This window comes from Segniliparus sp. (genome assembly GCF_051660745.1).
Classification (GTDB): domain Bacteria; phylum Actinomycetota; class Actinomycetes; order Mycobacteriales; family Mycobacteriaceae; genus Segniliparus.
Map to the genome: position 1 here is coordinate 1 of NZ_JBOFQF010000033.1, position 16,230 is coordinate 16,230.

Here is a 16,230-nt window from a genome sequence, read left to right on the forward strand (position 1 = left end):
CGCCAAAGGACCCGGCTCAGGCCTCGGCATGGCCCTCATCGCCCAACAAGCAGCCATCCACCACGGCCACGCCAAACTCACCACCAGCCCCCAAGGCGGCGCCCGCCTCACCATCACCATCCCCCAACAACAACCAAAGCACCAACAGCTCGACGCCGCCGCCGCCGTCTAGCGCGCCGCTCCGCCCCGCCGAAAACCAAGCTCCCAACCTTTGCCCAGAGAATTGTACAACGCCCTGACCTTTGTCAACCCGAATGTCACGGTCTGATTTGATCTGCTCCGCTCTAGCTACTCCGAGTTAACTTCTGCGGGCAGAGATGAGAAACTATTGGGAGAAAGAGCGAGTGACGGCTGAAGCCACTCAAAGCACAAAGGAGCATGCGATGACCGCAGACGCAGGTCTTACCCGATTCAACGAGCTGAACAAACCAGCCCTGCTCCGTATTTTGATGGATGTCTGCCAATCGCCGAAGTGGCGCAACGACATCACCGACCATCGCCCCTACGCGGACCTCGGCGCCCTCTTGGCCTCCTCCGACTACTTCCTCAAAGACGTCTCCGAGATCGAGCTCGACGAGTCTGTGATCAACCATCCCCGAATCGGCGCGAAGAACGCCGGGCCGCGCTCCGCCAGGGAACAATCGCGCTTCGCCGACACCATCGACGACTCGACGTTCGCAGAGTTCGCGGAGCTCAACCAGCAATACGAGGACCAGTTCGGCTACCTCTTCCTTGTCGCGGCCGAGGGCCGGTCTGCTGCGGAACTGCTGGACGTGCTCAAAGGGCGGCTCACGCACACCCCGGAAGCCGAGCGCGCCATCATGGTCGACGAGCTCGCGAAGATCAACCGTCTGCGGTTGACCCGCCTTGTCGACGAGGAGATCCTCACGCTCTCCAAGGCCCCTGCTTCGGTCTGAGCGAATGCCGACCCTGTCCACCCACGTCCTCGACACCTCGACAGGAACCCCCGCGTCAGGGGTGAGGGTCGAGCTTCGCGACGCGCGGGGCCTCATTGTGGCCGAGGCGGCGACCGACGAGGACGGCCGGATCAAGGACTGGGACACAGCCCTCGTCCCCGGGACGTACACCGCCGTCTTCCACACCGCCGAATATTTCCGGTCCCAGGGCCAGGCCGGGTTTTATCCCAAGGTCTCCGTCGAGTTCAGCGTGACAGACGATCGGCATTACCATGTGCCGCTGCTCCTGTCCCCGTACGGCTATAGCACCTACCGAGGAAGCTGACCCATACGAACGAATGGTTTAGGGCTCGTCTCGCCACTTCGTCGTGCCACTATTGTGTCCGCCAGCCCTATTCGTCGGCCCTGTTCGCCAGCGGCGCCAAACCCACCTCTCTGACCAGCGAAAACGCTCTCAAATCGCCGGAGAGCGACGAAAATGGCCGCCGAGGCATCGGCATACCCCCGAAACACGCCCGAGAGAGCCCCCGCGAGCCGTCATGGCCCTGTGTTCGATCTTCCTGTGTCCGATCTTCCTGCGCCCGACCCTCGCGTGCCCGACCCTCATGAGAGCGTCGCTCTCGCTCCTACGTCAATCGATGTTGGCGAGCTGGGTCGTGGTGCGCACGAAGACCTCTTCGCATTTGTCCTTCGTCACGGCGCTGTTGCGGCAGAAGACGATCAAGTTCACTCCCCGCAGGCTCGCCAAGTAGTAGCGGTCCGGGGACAATGCCGGATCCTGCCCGTCTTCGACAGGGGTGAGCGTGCCCCCTTCTTCATAAGCGAACGTCGCGTCGGCGGGAACCTTCGGCGCGCCCACCTCGGTCACGCTGAGGTTGTACACCGTGTCTGGGGCGCTCCCCCCGCCGCTGACCGTCCTGGTGTAGTTCGCGCACCGGCTGACGTAGTCTTTCATCTTGTCGAGCTGGGGCTCAGCGGTCCATTCGAAAAGATAGGCCTCGATCCCCGACTTGTAGTGGTCGTCCGGGTTCGCGTAGTACCGGTTGATGAGATTCTTCAGCGCGCCTTTCGGCAGCACCCTCACGCATTCCTCGGGGGCGATGTCGCCGACCGCGCCGCTGCCTTGCGGCTCCTCCCGCCATCCTGTGGGCATATCCTGCAATCCCGGCAAGGCCTTGAGGAGGTCTTCCTTGCTCCGCCCGTGCAGGCTCGCCTTCGGCCGCGACTGGCCGCCGCCCGCAGCCCCGGACGGGCCCTGCTGGACGCCCCTCCCCGACTCCGGCCAAAACGCCCAAGCGGAAACCCCGCTGGCGACGAGGACCACCAGGACCACCGCCAAGACAATCACCAACGACCGTTTCGACTTCTTGCGCGGAGGCTCCATGGGCGGCCACTGCCCCTGCGGGCCGTAGTACTGCTGCGCCTCCGCGTTGTAGTACTGCTGCTGCGGCGCTATGTACTGCTGTGGCTGGCCATACGGCTGCTGCGGTTGGCCGTATGGTTGCTGTTGCGGTTGGCCGAATTGCCCCGGTTCGTTCTGGCCGGGATAGCCCCCATAGGGAGATGGCGGGTACGTCATCCTCGTCCTCCACTTCACGATAACTGCTGTCCAGCCTAGCGGTTAGCCCACCGATCTCAAAGCAGGCGCCTCCCGCTGCGAAACCCTGGTGCCATGTCTCGCTGGGGACGCCTCCCGCCGGGCCACCTGTAGCAAATGTTTCACTGGGGGCGCCTCCCGCCGGGCGACCTCTAGCCAATGTTTCACTGGGGCACCTCCCGCCGGGCGACCTATAGCCAATGTTTCACGTGAAACGTCCGGCGGGGGAGAAACGTCCGGCGGGGTGGGGCGCCGGCCACGAGCCCTGCGAGCAGGGGAGGAACGTCCCGTGACAGAGCGTCCCGCTCGGATCAGCTCGGCGAGCCCACCAAAAGCGGCCTCATGCGGGCATCCTCCACAAGTTTCGCGAGGGCTTCTTCGACGCTCGCACGCCAAAGCAAGCCCGTCCCGCCAAGTTCGAGGCGCAATCGCGGATAATGGTGGTGCTCTGCGGCAACGGTGAAACCGGCGTTTTTAAAGAAATCGGTCTGATTCACACATCGCCTGGTCGCCCCATCCGCGTCCGCCGCCTCTTCCCGGCCAAACGCTTCGACGGCTCGCACGCCGCGTCGGGCGAGGTCCGCGATGCTCGCGAGCAAGAGCCGCTGCGCCACGTCCTCGAAGTCGTGCCCGTCGTCCACACCCGCGTACGTGACCAAAACAGCGTCGGGGCTCACCGGAGCCGTCGGAAACTCCCCCGCGCGCGAGACCATGCTCGGGGGGGCGTAGCAGATCTGGCCCACACCGCGCGCTCCCTCGTCCTCTCCCGCAATGGCAAGCTGGCCACAGGTGCCCCACTGCAGAAGCACCGAGGAGAGCCACGCCTCCTTCTCGAAGCGCGCGTCGGGGCCGCCGCCGATCTGGCTGCCGATCTGCGAATCGAACTCCCAGAACAGGCACTGTTGCGCGTGCTTCGGCAAAAGGGACGAACGTTCCAGGGTCAGAGGCACGATCCGGATCTGCTGTTCGTACAGCTCTCGGCTCATTCAGCGCTCCCTGGCAGAGCGACCGGGGGAGGACACGGGCGCGATCTGGTCCGCGAGACGTTCGAGGTCCGAGACCGAGCCGAACTCGATCACAATACGGCCCTTCTTCGCGGTCAAGCCGACATGGACCGTCGTGTCCAGCGCGAGCGCGAGCCGGTCGGCGACCTCCTCGAGCTCAGCGGGCTGAGCTGGCTTCGACCGCCCTTTCGGCTTCGACCGAGTCTTATGGCTCGACAACGTGACGGCCTCTTCCGCCGCGCGCACCGACAGTCCTTCCGCGATGATCCGGGAAGCCAAGTCCTCTTGCTCTTCCGTGTGGCCGTCCAAGCCGAGCAACGCCCTCGCGTGGCCTGCCGACAGCACACCCGCCGCAACCTTGCGTTGCACGCCGACCGGGAGCCGCAGAAGACGCAACGTGTTGGAGACGAGGGAACGGGACCGGCCGAGCCGCTCCGCCAATTGCTCATGCGTCGCGCCGAAATCCTCCAGCAGCTGCTGGTACGCAGCTGCTTCTTCCAGCGGGTTCAGCTGCGCCCGGTGGATGTTCTCCAAAAGCGCGTCACGCAGCAGCACGTCGTCGGCGGTGTGCTTGATGATCGCAGGAATCTTGCCCAGGCCCGCCGCCTTCGTCGCACGCAACCTGCGCTCACCGACCACAAGCTGGAAGGTGCCGCCAACGACAGGGCGGACAACCACCGGTTGGAGCAGCCCGAACTCCCGAATCGAATGCGTCAGCTCGCTGAGCGCCTCCTCGTCGAACACATGGCGGGGCTGCTGCGGATTCGGCTCGATCAGCTCGACCGGGATCTCCTGGTACGAGGCCAGCCTGCCGTCGCCAGCACCTGCGCCACGCCCTGGCGGGATCAACACGTCCGCGGCAGAGTCCCCGAGCCGAGGGCCAGAGCCTGGCCCGGCGGGGATCAGCGCCGCCAGTCCCTTGCCCAATCCGCCTTTTCGCTGATTCGCCATGTCACCTCTCCTCGCGATGCGCTCGAAGCGCGATTTCCCTGGCGGCCTCGAAATAGCACTGGGCGCCTTGCGACCCCGGGTCGTAATCGAGCACCGACTGCCCGTAGCCCGGAGCCTCGGCCACCTTGACGTTGCGGGGGATCACCGTCTCAAGCACCGAATCCCCGAAATGGGCCCGGACTTCGGTGGACACGTCGTCCGCGAGCCTCGTGCGTTTGTCGTACATCGTGAGCAGGACCGTGCTCACAAGAAGCTCGGGATTCAAGCCGGAGCGGATGAGCTCGATATTGCCGAGCAACTGCGCCAACCCCTCAAGGGCGTAGTACTCGCACTGGATCGGGATGAGCACTTCCCGCGCTGCCACCAGCGCGTTGACCGTGAGCAGTCCCAACGAAGGTGGGCAATCGACGAACACGTAGTCGTATTGCGCGAACTTGCCTCGGATCTCCTGTGCGAGACGATGCTCGCGGGAAGTCAGCGAGACCAATTCGATCTCCGCTCCGGCCAGATCGATAGTCGCGGGCACCACGGAGAGCCCCTGATGGTTCCTGCTTTGGACAACGACTTGGTCGAGCGCCATTTCCCCGAGGAGCAGCTGGTAGCTCGACGGCGTCCCTGCTTGATGGTCGACGCCGAGCGCGGTGCTCGCATTGCCCTGCGGATCGAGATCGACCACCAGCACGGACAAGCCCTGCATCGCGAGCGCGGCCGCGACGTTCACCGTCGTTGTGGTCTTGCCGACCCCGCCCTTCTGGTTCGCCACCGCGATGACCCGGCAGCCGTTGGGCGGGCGGGGGAGGGGCGGCGCTGTCGCATGCCGCAAGGAAGCCGCCTGCCTCGAAGCGGCGGCCAACGGCGTGTCCGCCCAGTCCTCGAACGATGTTTCACCGGGGGCGCCTCCCGCCGGGTCGCCTACAGCCAATGTTTCACGTGAAACGTCCGGCGGAGTGGGGACGCCGCCCGCGAGCCCTGCGAGCGGGGGAGAAACCTCTGGCTCAGTCACGCGAGCGCCTCCGTCCGCCCGCCCCGGCTGGGCCGGACAGCTTCCGCAAGACCACCACAGTCGCCTCGATTCTGGGGCCGCCGCCCCCTTGGCCCATGCCGCAGATTTTGATCTCGCCCTCGCCGAACCCCTCGTTCCGCAATGCCCGAGCGGTCCTGGACAGCTCGTCTTGCGCGGTCCGTCCTTTGACCGCCAGCAGTTGGCCGCCTACCGGGAGAAGTGGATTCGACCACCGTGCGAGTGTATCCAATGCGGCCACCGCGCGCGAGAGCACCACCGGGATCGGGGCCAGCAGCTCCCGCGCCTCCGAGCTCTCCGCGCGAGCTCGCACCACTCCGACGTCGAGGCCGACGTCCTCCAAAAATTTCTGCACCGGGTCCACCCGTCTCGCCAACGGCTCGATCAACGTCATCCGGATATCGGGACGCGCGATCACGACCGGGATCCCCGGCAAGCCCGCTCCGCTCCCGAGGTCCGCCGCATGCGAGCCGTTCGGAATCAATTCGGCGACAGCGGCGGAGTTCAAGATATGCCGCTCCCAGAGCCGCTCCGCCTCCCTCGGGCCGATCAGCCCTGCCGCGACTCCGGTGTCCGCGAGCCATTCCGCGTACGCCACAGCCAAGTGCGCGCGATCGCCAAAGACCGCTGCCAACGTCTCCTCGGAAGGAAGATCCGTCATCGTCACCTCGCTTCAACGCCAACCTGCTCACGGTACCGTCCCGGTCGGGCGGCGCCGTGAGCAGGGCACGATGTCATAGGGGCCTGGTCCCTTGCCGACCCGGAATCAGCTCGTCGCGGGGGCGGAGTCGGGCAGCACGACGACATAGCGGTTCGGCTCTTCGCCTTCGCTCTCGCTCTTCGCGCCCGGAACAGTCGTCACCGCGTCGTGGACGATCTTGCGCTCGAAGGGCGACATCGGCGTGAGCGCCACTCGCTGGCCGCTGCTCACCGCGTCTGCCGCCGCCTTGAGGCCCACTTCGTGGAGGTCGTCTTTCCGCTGCGCGCGCCATTTCGCGACGTCGAGCATGAGCCAGCTGCGCTGGCCCGTCTGCTGCTGGACAGCCAGACGGGTCAGGGTCTGCAGCGCGTCGAGCACTTCGCCCTGCTTGCCGACCAGCTTCTGGAGGTCCTTGCCCCCCTCCAAGCTGACCGCCGCGCGTCCGCCGACCACGTCGAGGTCGAGGTCCCCGTCGTAGTCGAGCACGTCGAGCAATTGCTCGAGGTAGTCTCCGGCGATCTCGCCCTCTTCGACGAGCAGGTTTTCCGCGTCCGGCTCCTCCTCCGGCGTCTCCGGCACGTTCTGGGTGATTTCGAGCTCTGTATCGGTCATATGTTCATTCCACCTTTCTTGAAGAATATGCGTCTGTGCGTGATGGCCAAGGCCGCGATCACTCGCCCTCGGCTTCCTTCAACGCTCGGTCGTCCGACTTTTTCCGCAGGGGCTTCGCTCCAGGCTTCGGAGCGTTTGCGGCCCGCCGCTCGACGACCTGCCGTTTTTTCTCCTCGTCCTCGCGGTCGATCTTGCGGAAGACGAGATGCTGCTGGCCATAGGTCCAGGCGTTGTTGCTCACCCAGTATAGGAGGAGCGCGATCGGGCTCGCCCATCCGAAGATAAGAACGCCGAGCGGGAAGATCCACAGCGACATGATCCGCATCATCGCCGCTTGCGGCTGCTCGGACACCTCGACCGGCTGGCGGGAGAGGGAGGCTCGGGAGTTCATGTGGGTCGCGATCGAGGCGATGACCATCAACGGGATCGCCACCGCGGCGATCTGCCACCGCTGGAACTCGACAGCGGAACCGGCTTTGACGAAGGCGTTGAAGCTCGCCACCGGCTCGGTGATGTAGCTCGACAGCGGCACCCCGAAGAACCTGGACTCAAGGAAGCTCTGCACGTCGTGGGGGGAGAAGACGTAGTTGCTGGTGTTGCGGTTCTGCTCCGGGGTCATGCTGCCGCCGCCGGAGAAGAAGGCGCCCGCTGTGCGGTTGAAGCTGGAGAGCACGTGGTAGAGGCCGATGAAGACAGGAATCTGCAGCAACATCGGCAAACAGCCCAAAAGCGGGTTGAACCCATGCTCTTGCTGCAGTTTCTGCATCTCAAGGGCTTGCCTCTGGCGGTCTTTCGCGTACTTGGTCTGGATCGCCTTCATCTGCGGCTGCAGCTCTTGCATCTTCCGCATGAATCGGATCTGCCGGATTGCGGGCGCGTACAACAAGGCTCGCAGGGTGCAGACCAGCGCGACGACCGACAGCGCCCAGCCGAATCCGGACTCAGGCCCCAGGATTTTGCTGAAGAGCCAGTGCCAGAGCCAGAGCACTCCGGAGACGGGGTAGTAGACGAAGTCCAGCATCAGCGAGGCGCTCCTTCATAAACATGTGACGGGTGGACGGCGCGCGGCGGGACCGGGTCCCAACCTCCCGCGCTCCACGGACCGCAGCGCAGCAGACGCCACGCCGTGAGGCCGAGGCCTACGACAATTCCCCGGTCCGTCAACGCCTCTATCGCGTATTCGCTGCAGGTGGGGGCGAACCTGCAGGCCGGGGGACGAGCGGGGGAGATATACGACCGGTACCAGCCGATCATTCGGACAAGCAGGCCTGCCATTGCGCGACAGCTGGCTTCGAAGCGGCGGCCGAGAGACGTCGTCACTATCGCTTTCCCTTTTCTAGCGGGTCCGACTTCTCCAGCGGCGCCGGGGCTGGGGGGACAAGTTTGAAAACAGCCGACCGCAGTTGCCTCTCGAACTCCGAGACCTCCGCCGTGGCCGAGCTGGGCAGAGCCCGGACGACCAGACGGGCGCTCGGCGGGCACTCCTGCAAGACCGGCGCCATCGCCGCCCGCAGCCGCCTGCTCACTCGTTTGCGCACGACCGAGCCGCCGACCTGTTTCCCGACAATCAAACCGACTATCGGCGAGACAGGCTCGGCCACCGCACGTCGCTTGGCTGTGCCGCATCCGCCTGCGAGGAGGTGGACCACGACATGGCTGCGGCCCGCGCGTCGGCCAGTACGCACCGTCTCAGTGAAATCAAGCCGGCTGCGCATGCGGTTTTGGGGCGGCAACATCGCAGAACCTCATCGATTTGCTCCGGCCTCTCGGCCGAGCCTGGAGGGACGGGGTCAGGCGGAAAGGCGCTCCCGGCCCTTCAAGCGGCGCGCGGCGAGCACGGCGCGACCCGCACGGGTCCGCATGCGCACACGGAAACCGCTCACCTTCGCACGGCGGCGGTTGTTCGGCTGGAAAGTCCTTTTCCCTTTCGCCATCTCTTATTCCTCGCATTCGCTTCGGGCCTGGTCACACCGGGCCTGTTCGTCAAGTCATGGGCTCCCCCGGCGGGACTGCGCTGAGTCGTCAGAGCAGAGTCTGCAAAAACCGCGCTAGGTCGTCGACGAGGGCTCGCGTCACGGAGAAACTTGGCCGCGGCCGCGACGATTGGTCAGACCAGTCCCGGCAAGCCCTCGATGAACATCGAGACAACGATACCCGCTCTGGCTCCGGATGGGAAATCTTCCGCGCCTTGCCCTCTGGCCCGCCTCCGCCGCAAAAGCCAAGACCACCGGAAAAATAGTTGTGACCTAGGTATTCTAGCGAAGGGTGGCGGTCTTCGCGATTGCTTGCTACTGTGCCGGGAAACCTTTTTCGAGCCTCGACCACAACGCCGTTGCCAGATCGAAAAGCATTCCTTGTACAGTGACCTACAACATACGAAGGGCGCTAAAGGTGTTAGCATCACATCGGCCGCCGGAGGCGCGGGCGCCACGACAGGAGATTCGGCAGCGACTTGCCAGCCCTGCCGCGGACCGCTATATTGCTGTGTTCACAACTGGGGATAAGTCTGTGCGTAACTGTCTCGTCAAGGGCCTGCAAACCGTCGAGCACGACTTTGACCTGCCCAGTTCCGTTCGACACCCAGCACCGGCCAAAGCTTAAGAGGATCCAGTTGTCCACAGAAACGTCTCATTTCGACGCTATCTGGGAAGAAGTGCTCGCCCAACTCTCCGCCGAGGCTGCGGCCGACGCCTTCGGGTACCCCCCGCTCACGAAACAGCAGCGCGCTTGGCTCCCCCTCGCGAAACCGGTCAGCCTCGGCGAGGGCTTCGCCCTGATCTCCGTGCCGTCGAGCTTCGCCGCAGACGCCTTCGACCGGGGGCTCCGCGCGCCGATCGCCGCCGCGCTCCGCCACATCCTCGGCAGGGATATCGAACTGAATCTGCGCATCGCAAGTCAAAATCCGGAAGGCTCCGAGCCGGTGGAGTCCGCCGCATTGGTCGCGGAGACGAACGGCCTGGTCCCGCCGGACCAGTCGGCGCCCAAGCTCGCCGCCCCCGCCACTCCTGCGACCGACACCACCACGAGCCTCAACGCCAGGTACACCTTCGACACCTTCGTGATCGGCGCTTCCAACCGTTTCGCCCACGCCGCGACATTCGCCGTGTCCGAGGCGCCCGCCAGGGCCTACAACCCCTTGTTCATCTGGGGCGACTCCGGGCTGGGCAAAACCCACCTGCTGCACGCGGCCGGCCATTACACGCAACGGCTCTTCTCCGGCTTCCGGGTGAAATACGTCTCCACCGAAGAGTTCACGAACGACTTCATCAACAGTCTCCGAGACGACCGCAGGGTGGCCTTCAAGCAGCGCTACCGCGACGTGGACTTGCTCCTGGTCGACGACATCCAGTTCATCGCGGGCAAAGAAGGCATCCAGGAAGAGTTCTTCCACACCTTCAACACCTTGCACAACTCGAACAAGCAGATCGTCATCACCTCGGACCGGCCCCCGAAGAAGCTCGCCGCCCTCGAAGACCGGCTGCGCACCCGCTTCGAGTGGGGCCTGATCACCGACGTTCAGCCGCCCGAGCTGGAGACCCGGATCGCGATTCTGCGCAAGAAGGCCAACATCGACGGCTTGGAGGTGCCCGACGACGTCGCCGAGCTCATCGCCTCCCGAATCGAGCGGAACATCCGAGAGCTCGAAGGCGCACTCATCCGGGTGACCGCCTTCGCCTCCCTCAACCATCAGAAACTCACGGCGGCCCTCGCCGAGATGGTCTTGCGCGACCTCGTCCCGGACAGCCCGACGTTGGAGATCAGCGTCTCGGTGATCCTCGGGGCGACCGCCGAGTACTTCAACACGACGATCGAGGAGCTCTGCGGCCCGGCGAAGACCCGTCCGCTCGCCCAAGCCAGGCAGATCGCCATGTATCTGTGCCGGGAGCTCACCGACCTCTCGCTGCCGAAGATCGGCCAAGCCTTCGGCAGGGACCACACGACCGTGATGTACGCGGAGAAGAAGGTCCGCAAGGAGCTCGCCGAGCGCAGGCAGGTGTACGACCAGGTGCACGAGCTCACCGCACGGGTCCGACAGCGGGCCAAAACCTCCTGACCCGTCGGCCAGCCCTCCTCTGCGCCTTCGATCTCTCGTATTCCTCGTCCTCCAGCCAGCGTTCTGTCACGGCCAGAGGGCCGCCGCCGCCGCGTAGAGACGTGATTTGCGGCACATTGCTTCGCTCAGTATCGCGGCGAAACCAGTCATCAGTAATCACAACAGTCTTGTCACACCTCATGACGCATCAGATATCGGCGTCTTCCACATCTGTGGATTACCCTGTGCATAACCTTCGAGGGCTGTGGACAACGTCTGAGCAAATATCCACAAGCGGGCTGTCGATCCCCAGAGCTCTGCCCAGACCCGACGAGGCGCCCGCCCGCTGTCCCCAAATGCAAACACCAGTTGAACAGCGGACGCCCGGTTTATCCACAATTTCCACAGCGCCTATTACTGCTACTAGAAATTTCTAGAATAAAAACCCACAGTGTTAGGGCCCGGAGGACGATCGGCTCAGAACCACAACCACTCCTGGCTTGACGGGCGTCGTAGGCTGCAATCACTGAGGTTTTCGGGGTGTCGTTCCAGACCCGAGCCTCGCTGACTTCCACCACCACGACTGAAGGACGGCAGAGTGTCTGACGAAGATTTCGCTTTCGAAGTGCCCCGAGATCTCTTCGCCGACTCCGTCTCCTGGGTCACCCGCCGTCTTCCCGCCCGCCCGGCGATGCCGTTGCTCGCAGGACTGTTGTTGTCCGCCGACGAGACCGGGGAGCTCTCCCTCGGCGGGACGGATTACGACCTCACCGCGCAGGCGCACCTCCCCGCCCAGATCAGCGGTCCGGGCCGGGTCCTGGTCTCGGGCAGGCTGCTCGCGGACATCGCCAAAGCCCTGCCCTCTCCTTCGGTGAAGATCGCCACGGAGGGCTCGAAAGTGCATGTGCGCAGCGGCACGGCGAAATTCACCCTCCCCTCGATGCCGGTGGAGGAGTTCCCAAGCCTCGCCGAACACCCCGCGCCGATCGGCACGGCGACGGCGAAAGACCTTTTCGCCGCGATCAGCCAGGTCGGCGTGGCCGCGAGCCGCGACGACACGTTGCCCGCGCTCACCGGGCTGCGGCTGGTGTTCACGGGGAAAGAGATCGAGCTCGCGGCGACCGACCGGTTCCGGCTCAGCGTGCGCACATTGCCCTGGGACGGCAAGGGCTTCGGCGAGGAGCCGGTCACCACGCTCGTGCCTGCGGCGATTCTCAGCGAGTTCGCCCGGACCCAGCTCCCCTCCGACGATGCGCCGGTCGAGTTCGCCTTGGACCAGAGCGCTGGCTCGCCGAGCCTGCTCGGGGTGCAGACCGGTCCTTTCCGGATCACCACACGGCTCCTCGACGCGCAGCTGCCGGATGTGTCGCAGCTGATCCCGAAGCGCTACACGGCGGTGGCGAGGGTGGAGCTCGGCCCGCTGGTCGAGGCTGTGCGACGGGTCTCGCTCGTGTCCGCGCGGCGCTCGCAGATCCGGCTGGACTTCGAGAACACGGGCTCGGAGGGCGTCCTGCGGCTTTCCGCTGGCGGGGAAGAGGCAGGCTTCGCAGAAGAGGAGCTGCCTGCGAGCCACTGGGGCGAGTCGATCTCGGTGGTCTTCAACCCGGGGTATTTGCTCGATGGGCTGTCCACGTTCCGGGCCGAGCATGCGCAGTTCGGCTTCACCGGGGCGAACCGCGCGGTCGCGTTGGTCTCGGGGGACGGAGCAGAGCCGGAGGAGACCTCGGAGGGCTACAGCGCCGGAGCCGTCGACCACGTCTACGTGTTGATGCCGGTGCGGTTGCAGGGCTGAAGCCGTGCGCGTCTCTTCTTTCGAGATCCGAGACTTCCGCTCCTGGGAGCACGCGCAGGTGCGGCTCGGCGAGGGGAGCACGTTGTTCCTCGGCCGCAACGGGTACGGCAAGACGAATCTGGTCGAAGCGCTCGGCGTGCTCTCCAGCTTGTCCAGCCATCGGGGGGCGCAGATCGCCGCGATGGTGCGGCGCGGCGCCCCGGAGGCAGCGATCTCGGCGGACGTCCTCAACGAGGGGCGAAAGCTGACGGTTGGGCTGCGGCTCACGCCAGGCAAGGCGACCAAGGCGCAGCTGAACGGGGTGAACCGGCCCACCCGGGAGGTGGCGGGCATTTTGCGGACGGTGTTCTTCTCGCCCGAGGATTTGGCCTTGGTCCGGGGCGAGCCGGGGGAGCGGCGCCGGTTCCTCGACGAGACGTTGGTGGTCCGCCAGCCGAGGATGGCCGGGGTCAAAGCGGACTTCGAGCGGGTGCTGCGGCAACGGGCGACATTGTTGAAATCGCTGAATGGAGGCCGTCCGGGGGCTTCGCGCAGCGACGAGGCGCGAGCCACGCTGGAAGCGTGGGACGAGCAGTTCGCGAGCCGTGCGGCCGCGCTGACCGTGGCGAGGATGGACCTGGTCCGCGTCCTGAGCCCGATTGTGGGGCGGTGCTATGCGGCGATCGACCCGAATTCGGACGATGTCGAGCTGCGGTACCGCAGAAGCGCGGAAGAGTCGGACGAGCCGCTGTCCGGGGACGAGCCCGCAGCCGGGATCTCGGAGCAGGAAGTCGCGGAATCGATCGTCGAGCGGTTGGCAGGCATGCGGGAAGAAGAGCTGCGAAGGGGGCAGTGCCTGGTCGGCCCGCACCGCGACGACCTCGAGCTGAGGATCGCGGGAGGCTTGGCGAGGGCGTTCGTGAGCCACGGCGAGGCTTGGTCGTACGCGTTGGCGCTGCGCGTGGCGGCGTTCGAGCTGCTGCGCGACGAGGGGCACGATCCCGTGCTGATCCTCGACGACGTGTTCGCGGAATTGGACGGCCCGCGCCGCGAGGTCGTGGCAGGATTGGTGCGTCGGGCGGAGCAGACCCTGATCACGGCGGCAGATCCGGCAACCGTGCCCGAAGGGTTGATCGCGCAGGTCGTCCCGGTGCGGCTCGGCGAGTCGTCGGGGACGAAATCCTCGCGGATCGCGGGAGCGGCAGAGACAAAGGAGGTGGACGGCGATGGATGAGGACGAGGCGGGCCGTTCCGCCGAAGAGCTCGCCCGCAGGCTTATCGGCGAGTTCAGCAAGCAGGCGGAGTTCGGCTCCCGGGTCTCGAAGGCGCCGAAGCCCGAACGCAAGCCGGAGCGTTTCCGGTGGAGCGGTCCCGGCCCGGACGTGCGCGACCCGCAGACGTTCTCGGACCTCTGCGGGCAGTTGCAGAAAAAAGAGACCTGGTCGGCCAAGCTCGCCCAGGGCAAAATTTTCGCGGCGTGGCCGACGATCGTCGGCGAGCAGATCGCCTCGCATGCCACGCCGGTGCAGCTGAGCGAGGGATTGCTCCATGTGCAGGCGGAGTCGACGGCGTGGGCGACGCAATTGCGGTTGATGCAGAGCCAGCTCCTGGAAAAATTTTCCCACCATGTCGGCAAAAATGTCGTCCGGGGCCTGAAGATCACCGGCCCGAAAGCCCCGAGTTGGCGCAAAGGCGAGCGCCACGTGCGGGGCAGGGGCCCGCGCGACACGTACGGCTAGAGCTCTGGCGGCCAGAGGCTCGCGGCGGCGCAGTCTGCGACTTCTGAGTACTCGTCGGCTTTCCAGTACTATCCGCTTATGGGGCTTGCTTGGAAGTGGTGCGTCGGCATCCTCGTCGTTGCGTTGTGCGTGTCGGGATGCGACCGGCAGTCTCTGCCGCAGAAACCGGTCTTCCACCCGCAGCCGGTGTCATGGGGCGCTTGCGACGGGAACTTGTCGTTCGACGGGGAGCTTGGTTCAGCGTGGTCCGCGACGGAAAAAGGCAGAGAGGATTTCCATCGGCGGTTCACGATCGCATTCTCAGTGGTGCGAGTCCCGGTGGACTACGACCGCCCGGAGGGGGAGAAGATCGGCCTCACCCTCGTGCGCGTGCGTTCGCGGAAAGCGCATGACTCGCTCGGCCCGCTGCTGATCAGTCCCGGCGGCCCGGGAGACTCCGGGCTGTGGGAAGCCGGGTTTGCGGCGTGGGCAGCTCCGGAACAAGTCTCGGAGCGGTTCGACTACATCGGTTTCGACCAACGTGGCGTCGGATGCTCCGGGCAGGTCAGCTGTTGGGAGCGGGGCGCGCAACGGCGGATCGACCTGCCTGCCGATCTACGGGAGCCAGGCGCCGTTGGCGAGGCGGCGAAGGTGTGGCGGGCGGTCAACGAGAGGTGCGCGCGCCAGCTTGGCGCGCGGCTGGGCCATTACTCCACGTACGAGGCAGCGCAGGACATGGAGTCCATCCGGGTCGCTTTGGGCGCGGAGCGGATCACGTATCTCGGCTACTCCTACGGCGCGTTCCTCGGCGCGGTCTACGCGCATCTGCACCCCCGTTCGCTACGCGCGGCCGTGCTCGACTCCCCGATCGACAACACCCGCCCGATGACCGAGTTCTGGGAGGAGACGGCGCGTGCGCGGGACGAGGGTTTCTCGGAGTTCCTGGACTGGGCGGGACAGCGCAAAGAGCTCGGACTGCCTGTCGACGCCCGAACGCGATTGGCCGATCTGGCAGACCGGGGGGCGCGGCTCGGTCTGCGAGTCCCTGCTTTCTACGACAAGCTGAATCTCCGCTCGCATTGGCCGCAGCTCGTGAAAGACCTGCGCGATCTGCTCGGCCAAACGACAGACCCACAGCCCGCGCAGTGGTATGAGCCGGATGTCGTCGGGGAGTCTCGCCATGTCATCGGCTGCGACGACCAAGCGCCAGGATCCCGTCTGGACGAGGGGAAGGCTGCGGAGTTCGCCGAAGCATGGCCCGAACGCTACCCGCTGCTCGGGACGAACGTGCTGAACTGGAACCAACCGGCGCTGCTGGAGTGCGCCGGGTGGCCGGAGCCTGCCCACCCCGCGACTCCCGGCATGATGGACGCGACGGGATCGCCCCCGATCCTCGTGGTGTCGGGCTTGCACGACCCGAACACCGCGCACCGTCTGGCGGGCCCTTTCACCACTGCGCTGCGCACGGGATTCTTGCTCTCCACCGAGCACCCCGGCCACGCGCAATACCTCAACCAGGAGAAGGCCGACGGCTGCCTGAACACGGCGGTGGAGGACTACCTCGTTGCGGGAAAGCTCCCCGCCCCCGGCACGACCTGCCCCGCGGACGAATAAACGCCTGGCCAGGGGCCAGGCGTTTAGAAATCGATAGAATAACCGCAAATACTTGCGACCTTGACGGGACTCGAACCCGCGACCTCCGCCGTGACAGGGCGGCGCGCTAACCAACTGCGCCACAAGGCCTTATGTTCTCGCTAGCGAGATTGTCCATCTTATCAGATGGTTGTACCCCCTACGGGATTCGAACCCGCGTTGCCGCCGTGAAAGGGCGGAGTCCTAGGCCACTGAACGAAAGGGGCTTGCCGTTGGGAGCCGATCTATCGTAGGACATCTTCGCCGCAGACGC

17 protein-coding genes and 2 tRNA genes are annotated in these 16,230 nt (G+C 65.5%); 7 read left to right on the forward strand and 12 right to left on the reverse strand.

The features are described from left to right. Window positions 1-383: 383 nt before the first annotated feature. Together ACRC20_RS10965 and uraH are read left to right on the forward strand one after the other, a co-directional pair. A complete protein-coding gene (locus ACRC20_RS10965) occupies window positions 384-917 on the forward strand; it encodes a 2-oxo-4-hydroxy-4-carboxy-5-ureidoimidazoline decarboxylase (protein ID WP_438686417.1) in 534 nt (177 codons plus the stop codon). A gap of 4 nt (window positions 918-921) precedes the next feature. Beyond that, the gene (uraH, locus tag ACRC20_RS10970; RefSeq protein WP_438686418.1) at window positions 922-1,242 is read left to right on the forward strand and encodes a hydroxyisourate hydrolase; all 321 of its coding nucleotides are present in this window, start codon (window positions 922-924) and stop codon (window positions 1,240-1,242) included. Window positions 1,243-1,548: 306 nt separating this feature from the next. Here the strand turns inward: uraH and ACRC20_RS10975 are convergent, their stop codons facing one another. The 10 genes from ACRC20_RS10975 to rpmH form a co-directional block, all read right to left on the reverse strand. Then, window positions 1,549-2,496, reverse strand: coding sequence for a hypothetical protein (locus ACRC20_RS10975; RefSeq protein WP_438686419.1), 948 nt, complete (start codon window positions 2,494-2,496; stop codon window positions 1,549-1,551). A gap of 329 nt (window positions 2,497-2,825) precedes the next feature. Next, on the reverse strand, window positions 2,826-3,500 hold the full coding sequence (locus ACRC20_RS10980; RefSeq protein ID WP_438686420.1) for a hypothetical protein: 675 nt from the start codon (window positions 3,498-3,500) through the stop codon (window positions 2,826-2,828). Then, complete coding sequence (locus ACRC20_RS10985; protein ID WP_438686421.1) at window positions 3,501-4,469, reverse strand: ParB/RepB/Spo0J family partition protein; 969 nt, start codon at window positions 4,467-4,469, stop codon at window positions 3,501-3,503. It lies immediately after the preceding gene. Window position 4,470: 1 nt separating this feature from the next. Next, window positions 4,471-5,472, reverse strand: a complete 1,002-nt coding sequence (locus ACRC20_RS10990; RefSeq protein ID WP_438686422.1) for a ParA family protein — start codon at window positions 5,470-5,472, stop codon at window positions 4,471-4,473. Beyond that, the gene (gene rsmG, locus ACRC20_RS10995; RefSeq protein ID WP_438686423.1) at window positions 5,465-6,151 is read right to left on the reverse strand and encodes a 16S rRNA (guanine(527)-N(7))-methyltransferase RsmG; all 687 of its coding nucleotides are present in this window, start codon (window positions 6,149-6,151) and stop codon (window positions 5,465-5,467) included. Before rsmG ends, ACRC20_RS10990 begins: the two co-directional genes overlap by 8 nt. A gap of 105 nt (window positions 6,152-6,256) precedes the next feature. Then, on the reverse strand, window positions 6,257-6,802 hold the full coding sequence (locus ACRC20_RS11000; protein WP_438686424.1) for a protein jag: 546 nt from the start codon (window positions 6,800-6,802) through the stop codon (window positions 6,257-6,259). A 58-nt stretch (window positions 6,803-6,860) separates the two neighbouring features. Continuing rightward, complete coding sequence (yidC, locus tag ACRC20_RS11005) at window positions 6,861-7,823, reverse strand: membrane protein insertase YidC (protein ID WP_438686425.1); 963 nt, start codon at window positions 7,821-7,823, stop codon at window positions 6,861-6,863. Next, complete coding sequence (gene yidD / locus ACRC20_RS11010) at window positions 7,823-8,077, reverse strand: membrane protein insertion efficiency factor YidD (RefSeq protein ID WP_438686426.1); 255 nt, start codon at window positions 8,075-8,077, stop codon at window positions 7,823-7,825. Before yidD ends, yidC begins: the two co-directional genes overlap by 1 nt. 44 nt (window positions 8,078-8,121) lie before the next feature. Continuing rightward, window positions 8,122-8,538, reverse strand: a complete 417-nt coding sequence (rnpA, locus tag ACRC20_RS11015; protein ID WP_438686427.1) for a ribonuclease P protein component — start codon at window positions 8,536-8,538, stop codon at window positions 8,122-8,124. A 54-nt stretch (window positions 8,539-8,592) separates the two neighbouring features. After that, window positions 8,593-8,736 carry a 50S ribosomal protein L34 gene (gene rpmH / locus ACRC20_RS11020; protein ID WP_007472406.1) on the reverse strand — a complete coding sequence of 48 codons (144 nt, stop codon included), beginning with the start codon at window positions 8,734-8,736 and terminating at the stop codon, window positions 8,593-8,595. Window positions 8,737-9,413: 677 nt separating this feature from the next. Between rpmH and dnaA the strand changes: the two genes are divergently transcribed. From dnaA to ACRC20_RS11045, 5 genes are all read left to right on the forward strand, one after another. Then, window positions 9,414-10,856: a chromosomal replication initiator protein DnaA gene (gene dnaA / locus ACRC20_RS11025; RefSeq protein WP_438686428.1), complete on the forward strand. Its 1,443-nt coding sequence runs from the start codon at window positions 9,414-9,416 to the stop codon at window positions 10,854-10,856. A gap of 577 nt (window positions 10,857-11,433) precedes the next feature. Beyond that, window positions 11,434-12,627 carry a DNA polymerase III subunit beta gene (dnaN, locus tag ACRC20_RS11030; RefSeq protein WP_438686429.1) on the forward strand — a complete coding sequence of 398 codons (1,194 nt, stop codon included), beginning with the start codon at window positions 11,434-11,436 and terminating at the stop codon, window positions 12,625-12,627. 4 nt (window positions 12,628-12,631) lie between these two features. Next, window positions 12,632-13,840 carry a DNA replication/repair protein RecF gene (recF, locus tag ACRC20_RS11035; RefSeq protein WP_438686430.1) on the forward strand — a complete coding sequence of 403 codons (1,209 nt, stop codon included), beginning with the start codon at window positions 12,632-12,634 and terminating at the stop codon, window positions 13,838-13,840. Then, window positions 13,833-14,345 (forward strand): DciA family protein, encoded by a 513-nt coding sequence (locus tag ACRC20_RS11040; RefSeq protein ID WP_438686431.1) that lies wholly within the window; start codon window positions 13,833-13,835, stop codon window positions 14,343-14,345. The genes recF and ACRC20_RS11040 overlap by 8 nt, the downstream gene beginning before the upstream one ends. 78 nt (window positions 14,346-14,423) lie before the next feature. Further along, window positions 14,424-15,938 (forward strand): alpha/beta fold hydrolase, encoded by a 1,515-nt coding sequence (locus ACRC20_RS11045; protein ID WP_438686432.1) that lies wholly within the window; start codon window positions 14,424-14,426, stop codon window positions 15,936-15,938. 55 nt (window positions 15,939-15,993) lie between these two features. Here the strand turns inward: ACRC20_RS11045 and ACRC20_RS11050 are convergent. Together ACRC20_RS11050 and ACRC20_RS11055 are read right to left on the reverse strand one after the other, a co-directional pair. After that, window positions 15,994-16,067: transfer RNA gene (locus ACRC20_RS11050), tRNA-Asp, on the reverse strand. A 43-nt stretch (window positions 16,068-16,110) separates the two neighbouring features. Next, window positions 16,111-16,183: transfer RNA gene (locus tag ACRC20_RS11055), tRNA-Glu, on the reverse strand. Window positions 16,184-16,230 lie beyond the last annotated feature (47 nt).